At 61.2% G+C, this 13,352-nt stretch carries 7 protein-coding genes; 4 read left to right on the forward strand and 3 right to left on the reverse strand.

Annotated features, from left to right (window positions below):
* Window positions 1–21: 21 nt before the first annotated feature.
* The 3 genes from B2G71_RS22855 to B2G71_RS22865 all read right to left on the reverse strand — a co-directional run bounded on the left by B2G71_RS22855 (window position 22) and on the right by B2G71_RS22865 (window position 8,881).
* On the reverse strand, window positions 22–2,706 hold the full coding sequence (locus tag B2G71_RS22855; RefSeq protein ID WP_168176468.1) for an ATP-binding domain-containing protein: 2,685 nt from the start codon (window positions 2,704–2,706) through the stop codon (window positions 22–24).
* 125 nt (window positions 2,707–2,831) lie between these two features.
* Window positions 2,832–6,218, reverse strand: coding sequence for a UvrD-helicase domain-containing protein (locus B2G71_RS22860; RefSeq protein WP_098108970.1), 3,387 nt, complete (start codon window positions 6,216–6,218; stop codon window positions 2,832–2,834).
* Window positions 6,218–8,881: a PD-(D/E)XK nuclease family protein gene (locus tag B2G71_RS22865; RefSeq protein ID WP_240530318.1), complete on the reverse strand. Its 2,664-nt coding sequence runs from the start codon at window positions 8,879–8,881 to the stop codon at window positions 6,218–6,220. The genes B2G71_RS22860 and B2G71_RS22865 overlap by 1 nt, the downstream gene beginning before the upstream one ends.
* A 130-nt stretch (window positions 8,882–9,011) precedes the next feature.
* On the opposite strand from B2G71_RS22865, the gene B2G71_RS22870 reads away from it, so the two are divergent.
* From B2G71_RS22870 to brxC, 4 genes are read left to right on the forward strand one after another with little or no spacing between them, the layout of a single operon-like run.
* Window positions 9,012–9,896 carry a WYL domain-containing protein gene (locus B2G71_RS22870; RefSeq protein ID WP_089221086.1) on the forward strand — a complete coding sequence of 295 codons (885 nt, stop codon included), beginning with the start codon at window positions 9,012–9,014 and terminating at the stop codon, window positions 9,894–9,896.
* Window positions 9,893–10,507 carry a DUF1819 family protein gene (locus tag B2G71_RS22875; protein WP_240530316.1) on the forward strand — a complete coding sequence of 205 codons (615 nt, stop codon included), beginning with the start codon at window positions 9,893–9,895 and terminating at the stop codon, window positions 10,505–10,507. Before B2G71_RS22870 ends, B2G71_RS22875 begins: the two co-directional genes overlap by 4 nt.
* On the forward strand, window positions 10,507–11,112 hold the full coding sequence (locus tag B2G71_RS22880; protein WP_206049494.1) for a DUF1788 domain-containing protein: 606 nt from the start codon (window positions 10,507–10,509) through the stop codon (window positions 11,110–11,112). Before B2G71_RS22875 ends, B2G71_RS22880 begins: the two co-directional genes overlap by 1 nt.
* A gap of 3 nt (window positions 11,113–11,115) precedes the next feature.
* A complete protein-coding gene (gene brxC, locus B2G71_RS22885; protein WP_240530317.1) occupies window positions 11,116–13,323 on the forward strand; it encodes a BREX system P-loop protein BrxC in 2,208 nt (735 codons plus the stop codon).
* Window positions 13,324–13,352 lie beyond the last annotated feature (29 nt).

Below are 13,352 nucleotides of genomic sequence, written 5' to 3' on the forward strand. Positions count from 1 at the left end.
TATGAAGGCCCTCACTGGCAATTATCGTTGCTGCCAATTATCTGTAAAATGGTGCTCTAATCTACGTATCGACGAAGGGGTGTTATCGATTGAACACAGTCCAAGATATGTGGCGGCACGCGTTGCACCGACATAAAGGTATCTTTCGAATAAATCTGGTTCATCGTACGATAGTCTGTCAATGCCTACGAAAAATACAGCCTCAAACTCCAGGCCCTTAATATGACGAACATCAAAGACCCTGATCTCGTCATCCCTGCCGATGATCTTGCCATCGACACAGGCGACGGCATGTAGATTCTGCTCCTCGATAACCTCATTCAGCGCATCTGTGAGTGGCCGAACGGCTGCCTCGTCGTGAACAAGTATCGCGATAGACGGCAATGTGCGTGGGGAGACGGAACGTTCGATCTCCGATAGCCGCTTTGCCAACCAGTGGGCGATGTCGCCGTAATCATGCAGGCCTGCAACAATTACTGGCGGAACTGCATCATTATTGACGTCGTCGGGCAAGCCGGCGTCCGCGGTCGATCCAGAAGCGGGATCAGCCAGTGCCTTGGCCAAGTCATGTAACTGTCGGCTTTGCCTGTACGCGATCGAAACCCGTTCGATCGACAGGCCGGGTTCGACCCATTTCAGACTGTCCTCGGTTCGGCTGCCCCATTCCGTGATGCGTTGATTGAAATCGCCGCAGGCGAAGAACGATCCGATCGGCTCGACTGCCAAGGCGCGCATGCAAGCAAGCTGCACAGGCGAAAAGTCGGGGGCCTCGTCCACGAGAATTTGATTGCGCTGGATATCGTGCAGAGCACGCAGTGGCTCATAGGCAGCCTGCTCAATGTTCCGACGCACGCGGTTATCCGCGAGCAAGGCATTGCCAGCGCGCAGCATCGCCAAAATCACGAGATCAGCTTCCAGCGGGTGCAGATCGCGGCCCGGGTTCGTATCGGGATACCAGCGCTCTCCGCGCTCACCTCTCCTGAACTGCCTGTATCGGGCGGGGATCTTGCTCAGATAGTGCCGAACAGGCGCGCTGAAGCGATTGAGGGACAACTGCCATCCCAACCGTTCGGCCAGTCCGCTGGCCTCGGCTTCGGTCAGGCCTCGATCTGCGATCCAGTCGATAACAAGAGCGCTTCGGGAGCTCGTCGAACGGCGACGTGTCTTGGCGCGCGCCTGAAGCCGCAGGGCAGCATAGTAAGCGCGTTGGGCAGCGGCCGGTTTGTTCGTCGACCGGTCTTCTTCTTCGTCCTCTTCGTCATCGAGATCATCGTCGCCGTGATCTGCCTGATTGTCCAAGGTGTCGAGATACGCGATCAGCTGCTCGAAAAAATTCAGGCCTTGAGCGCGTGCGCCAGCCTGCGCGCGCGCAAGCGCTGCTTTGAGCACGCTGTCGACATCAGCTCGAACACGTCCGAGAATGCGGCGAACGTCTTCACTTAGCGAGACGAGGGCATAGATACCGCTTGCCGGAGTGGATGTCCGTGCGCTTTGAATGGCTGTGCTGAGGCGCCCGCCCAGTTTTGCGATTTCCGCGTCCGTGGCGGCCGTCAGGATGGCAGAAGCGCTTTCGAGGCCTGACCAGAAATCGCCGTCCTGCTTGGCTTGAAATTGCTCAAACCAATCGATCGGCGATTCTACGGCATCTGCCGTTATGGTGGCCGCAGCATCCTTCAGAACGAACGGCCCGCCGCCGTTAGCGGTGCGCAAGATCGAAAGGTGGTTCCGCGCGAGTTCCTTGCGATGCCCGATCCACGTTTTGATCCGCAGATCCGACGCTGGCACATTATTTCTGCTGAATGCCTCTTTCAGATACTGCCCGAGTAGATCAGTCGGCGTGAACATGATCCAGCTCTGGCCGTGGGGCAGCGATGAGGGGGAAGCATCGACCAGGCTTTGCTCGTCCTCGCTCAGGCCATGTGGATCGAGCTTTTGCCCCAGACGGCGAATGAGCGTCGTGGTTTTGCCCGTCCCTGGTGGGCCGAGGATCAAAAGCTGCGAATCCAGCGACAAACGGAAGATGGCGTCTTGATACTCGTCCAGCACCGCTTGATCGCGCAGCTGCATCTTGTCGATGATGCCCCGCTTGCGCCCGATAGTGACATTGTCATCAACCTCGGCGGCCTTCAGCATGCGCTCGATCTCATCCAGCGCATCTGCAGGGGCATCACGCTCGGAAAGCAGACGCAGCAATGAGGCGATGGTGAGGGTCTTCTGCCCATCCGCCTCAAATATGGTGTCCCGCGAATCCCAGCCATCGGGGAGTGCCTCAGCGTGAAATAGAGTTCTCTCCACGACTTCAAGCGAGCCGCCCGGCACATCAATGTATCCCCCCGGGCGCAGCGAAGCCAGTCGCCCGACCGGCGCGTTGTAACTGGCGAACCGAACCCCGGCATCAAGTAGCCCGGAAGGTGCGAACCGCGAGATGTAGAAGATGGTGTGCTTGTCCGCCTCGTCCGCGGCGATCACCCTGGCAATAGCGGGTTCGCGTGACAGGATTTCGTGGCCATTGAGCATTTCTCGGCCGATCTCGTTGAGCTTCGCGACGGCTTTTCCAGTCGTGAGCGTATTCAACGGAGCGAGGCTCTCTGCCGATGGCCCCTTGAAGCGGGCGAGCTCAGCCCTGGCACCGGCCGCTACGCGATCAAAGATGCTCAATGCTTCTCGTGCAATATCACCGTTATGTTCGTCGCGATTCAGGCTCAAAGCTGTTCCCCCCATGAGCCCACATACTTGCAAGTAGGCAGCTCAAAATCTACCATAACTATCTCAGGATGAGCTATTAATTGCCTCGGCTGATTACGCCGCTGCCCATTTCAAGACAGTGGGCCTCAGGCATTGGCTTGAACTTCGATCGTCTGCCCAGAAGTCGCCAGCACGATTAGCCCGCGCTCGGTGCCGGTCATGTCGAGATAGGCGCGAACCTGCGCACGATAGTGCTCGATCGTCGCCGCAGTCGGCTGCACATCGCTCTTCCAGTCGATCACGACAGCAGGCTTGCCGTCGCTGTCGAAACTGGTCGCATCGGCAATGCCGACCGTCGCCTGCTCAATCCCTTCGACATCAACCGCCGCATAGACGGTCAGTTCGGGCACCAGACTGGGCCGCAGCTCGGCGATTTCCGGCAGGTTGAGGGTCCGCCCCACGCAGCCAGCGAGTTCGCCGGGGCTCAGGCCTTGCGCAGGATCGTCCATCACCGGCTGGCCGATTTCCAGGATCAGTGCCCGAGCCCGATCGGCCAACGCCGCCTCACCGGGATCGGTCTCGCCGGTCAGCACTTCTTCAAGCAGCTTATGGAGGATGAGCCCGCGTTCACGCCCACCCTGAACACTCAGCGCCGGCCCTTCGTTACCGGGCTGGCCGTCATTACCCGCTGCCCAGATCTCCACCGCTTCAGGCGTCAGTACCGGGCCGGCGTGGCTTTCATCGCGGCTCGGTGCGAGCCAAACGAGGCGCTGGCGCTTATCGATGATTGCTGCGGCTTCGGCGGCAAAGCTATCACGGGTCTGGATATTGACCGCTTGTGCCGCTGCCGCACCCATCCCTTCGGGCAGATGCGAAAGATCGAGCGCCTGCAGTTCGGCCAGCGATAGATCGACCAGCGAAATCCAGGCGGACTTGGACTGCGCCGCATCAAGACGCGGCAGCACCAGTAATTCGCGGGCACGGGTCGCCGCGACATACCAGAGACGGATGCGTTCGCGGTCGAGTTCCGCTTTTTCGGCGTCGAGCACCGCTTCATAGCCTGCCGGCTTCACGCCGAAGACCGGGCAATAGAAGGTATCACTGTCGCGGTCGGTGACGGCGCTATCTGGCGCCTTGATCCCAGTCATCGTGTTGATGGGGATGACGATCGGCCATTCGAGCCCTTTGGCGGCGTGCATGGTGTAGAGCGCAACTGCTTCTTCCTGCGCGTCCGGCCGCCCTTCGACGGCGCGTGTCTCGTCGGTCCAGGCCGCCGTCATCGACTCGGCAAAGGCGCGCAGTCCCCGCACCGCAAATGCCGAGGTCAAGCTCAGATAGAGATCAACATTGGCAAGCGCGCGCTCGGCCTGACCGCGGTGACGCGCCAAGAGAATTGGCCGTACCCGTAACGCATCTATCGCCTGAGACAGGAGCTCATGCGGCGTAGTGCTGTTGCATTGACGCTGGAGCGTCTGGAGTTTCTCGATCGTCGCACGAGCCAGCGGATGCGCGATGTCGGCCGGATCGACGCCGAGGTCAAAACGCGGAAGCTTGTCGGGTGCATCCTCAGCGCGCGGCAGCGCCCAGATGATGTCGAGGAGTTGCTCTTCGGTCAGGCCGACGAGCGGCCCACGCAGCAGCGCGCCTAGCGCGAGGGTATCGCGGCGATCGGCCAAGACGCGGGTGAGCGCGATCAGATCCTGAACTTCCTGACGGCGGAACAGGCCTTTGCCGGCCTGCGTCGCGACCGGGATACCATAGCGCTCCAGGGCTTCCTCATAGCGCCACAGGTCGCTGCCGGTGGGCGCGAGCAAAGCGATGTCGCCTGGGCGACACAAGCGTCCCGCGCCAGTGCGCCGATCGAGGATCATTTCGCTGCCGATGAGCCGGGCGCACATTTGCGCGACGGCTTCGGCCTCGCCATCGCGCTGTTGCTCGGCCGACGCTTTGCCGTCCTCGCCTGCGACCACGACATCAAGTGCGGCAATACATAGCGCTTCCCCGCGATCGGCATGGAAGGGGTCGAGCGCCGTGAAGCCGGGTTGGCCGTCGCTAGAGAGCGGTCCCTCGAACCGTTCGTTCACGAAGGTCAGAATCGGCGCGCAGGACCGGAAGTTGGTCGAGATCGACAGGACGCTGTCCTCGTCCTGGGCGATAAAGGCATCGCGGGCACGGACATAGGCCGACACATCGGCGCCTCGAAAACGGTAGATCGCCTGCTTGGGATCGCCCACCAGGAAAAGGGCACCGGGGCGGATGACGAAGCTGACCCAATCACTCGCATCTCCAGCCTCCGCAGGCTCACCGCACAGGCGCCAGAAGATTTCGGTCTGGAGCGGATCGGTGTCCTGGAACTCATCGACCAGCACTTTGGAGAAGCGGCCGGCGAGCGCGCGGCGGACCTCGTCATGATCGCGCAGGAGATCGCGCGCCGCGAAGATCAGGTCGTCGAAATCGAGCAGCGCGGCGGACCGCTTATAGTCGCGGAAATGATCGAGCACGGGGCGCACTTCGCCGATCAGGTCGGCTAGAACGCGGCTCGCGACATTCTGGGTGAGCGTCTGCCATGCCGCACCGCATGCCGAATAGGCCGCTTCCGCTGCGAGATTGAGCCGCTCGCCATCTGCTTTGGCGAGACCTTCGCGTTTGGCCGCCTCAACCCATTTGCCCTTCTTCTTGAAGGCCAGGAACGTGCCCGCCTTGGTGCAGAGGTCGGGATGCGGCGGGAAGGTCAGCAGCCGCACGAGCCCGGCAGGCGTATCGATGGCGGGTCCGCCCTCAAGGCCATCCGCCATCTCCGCGAAGCGCTCGGCGAAGACCACCGTCTCTTCCTCGATGGCCGGCGCGGTGCGGATGAACTCCGCGAAAGCCGCTGCCGCCGCTCGAAACGCGGCGAGATGCGGAGCAAGCGGGTCTGCGGCGGGGGCGGCAACGGTACGCCGCTTGCGCAGATTATCGACGATCCGGTGGATGAGGCTAACTGTCTCACTTGGGCTGTAGAGTACCATCTCCGCGATAAGGCCGCCCTCTGCACCGGAGAGCCGTTCGCGCAGCCACGTATCGACGATCTCGATGAAGGCGAGGTCGGCCTGGTTGCGATCCATGACACTCGCGCCGGGATCGATATCGGCCTCGACTGGATAGGGTTTGATCAAGCGCTGGCAAAAGCCGTGAATGGTCGAGCAGGTGATCTCATCGATATGTGCCGCAGCCTCTGCGAGATGCGCCTTGTGCTGTTCGGAGAGCCCATCGGGAAAAGCGATCTTGAGTTCGGTCGGGATCGTTCCGGCAACAAGTTCGCTGACGAAATCGCGGACGCGCACAAGAAGCTCGCTCGCGGCCAGTTCGGTGAACGTCACCGCCGCGATCGATTTGGGCAGAGCGCCTTGCGCCAGCATGGCCGCGATCCGGCCTGCCATGACGGCGGTCTTGCCCGATCCGGCGCCCGCTTCCACGAGGAGCGACTGGTCATGGCTGCTGATCGCAGTACGGCGCGCAGCGTCGTCGCGCAGGATATTCAGAGCGGCGGTCATCACTGGGCCTCCCAGACCAGAGCAGCGTCACCGAGGAGATCGGTGGCGGCGGGTGTTTTGCGTTTGCAGTAGGTCGCGCCGGCATTGGCGGGCAGCGCGAAGGCGAGTTCGTCATATGTCCCGCCGGTGTCCGGCCCGATCAGCGCATGGCCAGCGCTTAGGCTTGCGCTCGCGGACTGGAGATAGCCGGTAAGCTCGCCAAGCGTCGCTTCGGGGTCGGCGAGCTGAAGGTCGGTCTCGGTACGCGGATACAGCAGCGAGGCGCTGATCGATACGTCCGCTCCCAGCAGGGCCTTCACTGCGAACGCATAGAGGCAGCGCTGCAACTCGCGGCCACCATCGATGCTGATATCGTCCTTGGGCGCTCGGCCGGTCTTATAGTCCCGGACGAGCGCGCGCGTGCCATCACCCGAAAGATCGAGCCGGTCGATATAGCCTTTAATGGCAAAGCCGGTTTCAGGGATCGCGACTGGGGTCGCCGCATCCCATGGGCTGCTGGCGCCGGTCTTGGGCGTGGCGCCGCCAAAGGCCACCTCCCCGTAGGAACGAGCATCGTCGAGGTGCTCGCCCCGATAGGTGAGCGCGCGTTCTGCAAGAGCGCGGGCATCATCGAGCGTGCGCCGCCAGATGACCGGTGGCGGGACTGCCCGCTCGCTTTCCCAGACACCAGCGACGCTTCCTGCGGCGACTTCGATCGCAGCGGAGATCTTGGCATCGTCTGCGATGGCGAGGCCACCATTGGCTTCGAGATCCTGAAGGGCAAGGTCGAGGGTCATGTGGACGAGATCGCCCATCGCCAATGCATCAAGCACCAGCGGGTCGGTGCCGCTTTCAGGCAGCTTCAGGCGCATGCCATAGCGCCAGACGAAGCCCAGTGGACTACGCAGGAGCAGCTTCAACGAGCTGGCCGATTGGACCTGCGCGAGGATATCGAGCAGCAGCGGATGGTCCGCGCGAACCAACCCGTCGTGCGGCGTAATGTCCTTGCGGTGCCAATTGCGCCAGGTGGTGAGCGCGCTGGCGGCTTGAATGTCGCCGGCAAACTCATCCGGCCGCGCCATCAGGCGGTCGGTCTCGCTGAAAGCATGAGAGGGCACGGCGTTACGACCGATGTAGATTTCGTCCGTAACCGGGCCGAGCAACGCGCTCCGGCCGAGCAGGCGCCCTTCGCCGTCTCGCCGCGCCCGCGACATTGTGACCTCGACCTCCGTCGTCGCCAGGATGGTCTCGAAATCGCGCCGATCCGCAGCGCCAATCGGCAGCGGATCAAGTTCGGCGGTAGGGATGATATGGTCGGAGATAAGGCGATCTTCGGAAATCCCGCGCGGCCAGCGCGAGGAATTGAGGCCGATGAGGCGCACATGGCGGCGCGGCGATGCCGCAAGCGCGCTGGCGGGCATCCATGCCGGCGACACGCAGACCTCAAGGCCGTCATCCTGCTTCAGATTCTCGAGCGTCGTATCGAGCGACACCGATGGGCCAGCAAGAAGTGCTTTGCGCCAGATCGCGAGCGTACGGCCGGTCAGGAAGGCAGCACCAACCTCATCGGCTGCCGCATGCCCCTTCGCGAGTAGATCGACGATCGCGCGCAAGGTCGCCGTGTGATCCTGCGCATCGGGCCAGTCCGCAGCCGTAAGACGAGAGAGCAACCGATCCCAGGCGCTGAGAGAGGCAAGCGGCGCGTCGGCCGGCAGAACGCGCAGCCACCCTTGCGGCAATGACTGGAACGGGCCGGCCTCTGATCCGCAGAGCGCCGCAAGACGGCGCATGCGAGTTTGTGAGAACCCGCGGATCAGAATATCGGCAAGCGCTGCAGCAGCCTGCCCCTCGCGGGTGGTGGTGACTTTGATGCCATGGACGAAATGAAGGTCGAGGTTGGCGTCCGCACGCAAGGCGAGGAAGTGATCGTCATAGTCGGCAGTCGAAGCGGCGGCGATGGCGATGTCGGAGGGATCGACGCCGTCTGTCACCATGAGCGCGCGCGCCCAGCGGATCGCCTCAACGGCTTCGTGATAGCCGGTGGCGGCGCTGACCATGTGCTGTTCCGGTGTCCGCGCATCCGAGCGGCGCACCTCGATATCGGTCTCGGCGAGCCACTCCGGGACGGGACGCGGTCCGGCGACCCATGCGACAGGCACATGCGCCGCAAGCGCCGCGAGAAGCGGACGCCAGCTTGGCGAAAGTTCGGTGATGCCGACGATTTCGACGGAGCCGAGAACCGCCGGAGCGTGAGCCAAGCGCTTGAGCGCAGCGGATGCCAGATCGGCGGGCCGCATCATTCCAGGCGGCAGCCGATCCTGAACGGCCGCTTCGAGGCGGGCAAGCGACTCGAGGCGTGGATGTTCATGCGCGCGCGCGGCCAAATCGATCCCCGAGCGCCAGACCTTGTGGAGCGTATCAGCAGCGGCATCGATCATGCCCGGCAAGAGCTTGATGCCATCCAGCTCGCCCAAAGGCGTCTCGGGCACGACTGCCTGAATCGCGCTGCGCAGGCTTTCGTCGTCGATAGGCCGCGTGAAACCGCCCGCCAGTCGGACCGCGAGCTGCTCGAACGAGAAAATCTGCAACCCGTGAAGCCGCTGCCGGGCAGCATTGAGGCGCAACTCGCGCATCGCCAAACGGCCATGCGCGACGATCGTGCGCCGATTAGGATTGGTGCTCACTGCCAACTTCCTCCTGCTGTCTCGCCGGTTCCGCTTGACGCGACTCCATAGTACAGATAGAAACTATACGAGCATTACAGATATGTCCATATAGTTTTTATACCCTCGTGATATGAAGGAACGGAACCATATGACCAGCGAGGGGCCAGCGCTGAAATGGGGCGTCGAGCGCCGCCTCGAGTTCATCGAGTTCCGGCTGTTCTGGGAGGGCGGGGTCAATCGTTCGGATATCATCGATATGTTCGACGTGTCGGTGCCGCAGGCGTCGAAGGATCTGACGCTCTATCAGGAGCGCGCACCGCACAATGCGCTCTATGACAAGAGCGCGCGTCGCTATGTGGCTGGCCCGGATTTCGAGCCGATTTTCCTCAAGCCCGACCCTTATGGCTATCTGTCGCGCCTGCGTTCGGTCGCCGAGGGGCTGATCGAACTGGGCGAATCGTGGATCACCCAGGTGCCGGATACCGATATCGCGCTGACACCGCGCCGCGACATCGACGCCAGGGTGCTACGCACGATACTGGGTGCGGTCCGTGACGTGCGATCGGTCGATATCCACTATCAGTCGATGAGCAGGGATCGTCCCGACCCGATCTGGCGCCGCATGACACCGCACGCCTTCGGGTATGACGGGTTTCGCTGGCATGTACGCGGCTACTGCCACATCGCCGACAAGTTCAAGGATTTCCTCCTGCCGCGCATCCTTGATGTGGGCGAGCTCGGCGAGGCTGGCGCGCCGGCCGATCAGGACGCTCTTTGGCAGGAGCGCTTCGGCATCGAGATCGGCCCGCATCCCGAACTAACCGAAAGCCAGAAGGCGGTGGTTGCAAAGGACTATGGGATGGCGAACGGCTCGGCCGTGCTGACCGTCCGCTATGCGATGCTGTTTTACGTGCTGAAGCGCCTCGGCCTTCTGGGCGACGCCGCCCAGCTGCCTGCCCGCAGCCAGCATATCGTGGTGGTCAACCGGGATGAGACACGTGCGGCCCTCGAAAAGGCGGAGTTCGCGCTGTGAGTTCTGGCGATCGCGCACAACATCAAAAATACCGAATGTCGTTCGGTGTGGGCGGGCTGATGCTCAATGAGAGCCTGACGATCGCTCACGCCTACCGACCCGGTGAGACTTGGGCTTGCGCTCGCGAGCGTTTGCTCGCGCAAGGCGCGTCTTCCTTGCCCAAATTGGCCTCGCAAACCCGCGCGCTTCGTGAGGTGTACGACCGGATCGGCCATCTCTCCGATGCCGAACGCCATTACCTGTCGGTAGAGGCAGATCGCACCGAGCAGCAGGCTGTGATGTGGCTGGCGATCTGTCGGACCTATCGCTTTGTTTACGAATTCGCGGTCGAGGTGATCAATGAGCGCTACCAATCCTGGCGGCTTGACCTGGGCCATGAGGTGTTTGACCGTTTTCTCGCGGACAAAGCGGAATGTGATCCGAGCCTCGCGGCGCTTTCACCATCAACCGCCGCGAAATTGCGACAGGTCCTGTTCCGGATTTTGCGGGAAGCGGGTGTAAGGAGCGTCGAGGGCAGAATTCAGCCGATCTGGTTGTCAGGGCACATGAAGCGGCTGATCGAGGAGAGCAATCCGGCGGATTTGCGGATCTTTCCCGGAAATGGGGGGTAATTGTGACTACGAGATCTGATCGGCGCGTCCGTGCCGAGCACCTGTTCAGGGTGATTTCCAGCGAACGGTTCTTGCACAAGCAAGGGTTGGGCAACGAGGTTCCCTTCTTCATCTGCGCATTCGATGCCGAAGATGGCCTGAACCTGGGCGAGGATCGCGAAGATTTGATCGCCCGGCTGGGACATGCCGGTGTGCGCGTCCTTGATATCGACCTCTATGACCTTTCGATCAAAATCCTCGAGGATCGGGGTATCTTTGCGCAAATCCTTGAGGTTGAGGCCGAGACGGACAAGGCCGAGCTCAAGGAGCTGTTGCAAGGTGTTCTCGACCCCCAGGAACATCTCATTCCGGCGGTCGCGCGGCGCATTGAGGAAATCCCGCACGATGTGATCTTCCTGTCAGGCATAGGCGAGGTTTACCCCTACCTGCGCTCACACAACGTGCTCAACAACCTGCAGAGCACGGCGAAGGACCGCCCGACGGTCATGTTTTTTCCGGGCAAATATACCCATGCATTGGCGACCGGGGCCTCGCTCGAATTGTTCGGCCTGCTGCACGACGACAAATACTACCGCGCCTTCAATATCATGAACTACGAGGTCTGACCGATGGCTACTCTTCTGCGTGATATCTTTGCCAAGCCGGTCGACCGCTCGATCGATGGGGTGATCAAGGCTGATGACAAGGCCAGCCTCCTGACAGAGCTCGATGAATATGTCATCACCAACGAGATTGGCGCCCGGCTCGAGCAATTCCTCGACGCCTACAACAATTATGATACCGCGAATGGGGTGTGGATTTCGGGCTTCTTCGGGTCGGGAAAATCCCACCTTCTGAAGATGCTCGCTCTTCTGCTCGAAAACGACGAGGTCGAGGGACAGCGCGCCGTCGAAATCTTCGAGCGCAAGCTGGCCGGTAACCCGATGCTGGCGGGCGCCTTGCGCAAAGCGGTATCGATCCCGTCCCGGTCGGTGTTGTTCAATATCGACCAGAAAGCGGATGTGATCTCGAAGACCGATGTCGATGCTCTTCTGGCCGTCTTCCAGAAGGTCTTTGACGAGATGTGCGGCTATTATGGCAAGCTCCCGCATATCGCGCAGTTCGAGCGTGATCTGGATAGCCGCGGCAAGCTCGACGCCTTCAGGGCAGCCTTCATGCGGTCTTCCGGCAAAGCCTGGGAGCGAGGGCGTGAGCAGGCGCTGATGGAAGGCAAGCACATTGCCGCGGCATTCGCGGAGGTCACGGGCGACGAGGTCAAGGATATTCTTGGCCAGTATCGCAAGGACACGAAGGTCTCGATCGAGGACTTTGCCAACATGGTGAAATCGTGGATCGATGCGCAGGGCCCGAAATTCCGGCTGAACTTTTTTGTCGATGAGGTGGGTCAGTATATCGCCGACAACGTCAAACTGATGACGAACCTGCAGACCATTGCCGAAAGCCTGAACACGAAGTGTAAGGGACAGGCCTGGATTGTGGTTACCGCCCAGCAGGACATGGGTTCGGTTATCGGCGATCTGACGGCGCAGCAGGAGAATGATTTCTCGAAGATTCAGGCGCGCTTCGCCAACCGGATGCCGCTAAATTCCCAGGACGTGGCCGAAGTCATCCAGCGCCGCCTACTGGCCAAGACCGAGGCGGGCCAGATCACCCTTGGCAATCACTACGATGCCGAGGAAAATAACATGCGCACTCTGTTCGATTTCGGCGACAATTCCTTCAAGTTCAGGAATTTCTCCGGAAAAGACCAGTTCGTCGCAAGCTACCCGTTCCCGAACTACCAATATGATCTGTTCCAGCGCGCGATCATGGGACTCTCGCAGCATAACGCGTTCGAGGGCAAGCATAGCTCGGTCGGCGAACGCTCGATGTTGGGCGTCTTTCAGGAGGTGGCCAAGCGGCTGGCCGATACGCCGGTAGGGGGCCTCGCAACCTTCGACCTGATGTTCGAGGGGATCCGCACCGCCCTGAAATCATCGGTCCAGCAATCGATCCAGCTCGCCGAAAAGAACCTGGGCGATGATTTCGCGGTGCGGGTGCTGAAGGTCCTTTTCCTTGTAAAATACGTCAAGGAATTCAAACCGACCGCTCGCAATATCGCGATCCTCCTGCTGTCCCGGTTCGAGGCGGATCAGACCGAGCAGCGCCGCAATATCGAAGAGGCATTGTCGCTTCTCGAGCGCCAGACGCTGATCCAGCGCAACGGCGAGGTGTACGAATTCCTCACCAATGAGGAGAAAGATGTCGAAGCTGAGATCAAGGCGATTGCGGTCGATCCCGCCGAAATCGAGCGCCAGCTCGACGAACTGGCCTTCGGCACCATCCTCCGTCACGGAAAGATAAAACATACCGGTACCGGCGTCGACTATGCTTTCACCCGCAAGCTCGATGGGCACAGCCTGAACCGGCAGCAAGAGCTTTCGGTGAATATCATCTCGCCCTTCTGCGACGACTCAGACGAACCGGATGTGGTGCGTTCGAACAGCATGGCCAGCGATGAGATGGTCGTCCTGTTAGGGCGGGATGTGCGCTTCACGCGCGATCTGGTCCTTTGGCTCCAGACCGTAAAATTTGCCCGGCAGGTCACGAGCGGCGAGGCTCAGCCCGGCCGTGATCGCATCATCGCGGAAAAGCGCGATCAGAACACGCGCCGTGAAAAGGAACTGGTCCAGCGGCTGCGCAGTCTGATCGCGGACGCGCGGCTCTTCGTGCGGGGCACCGAACTGGAAATCGGGGGTGAGGACCCGCAGGATCGACTGGTCAAAGCCAGAGGTGGTTCCGCCTTCTTGGACAGTTTGGCGGCTGAGTTAAGCTAATCCCAGTTGTTGTTTATGCCGCCTGTTTG

The organism is Novosphingobium sp. PC22D, from assembly GCF_002556635.1.
GTDB lineage: Bacteria > Pseudomonadota > Alphaproteobacteria > Sphingomonadales > Sphingomonadaceae > Novosphingobium.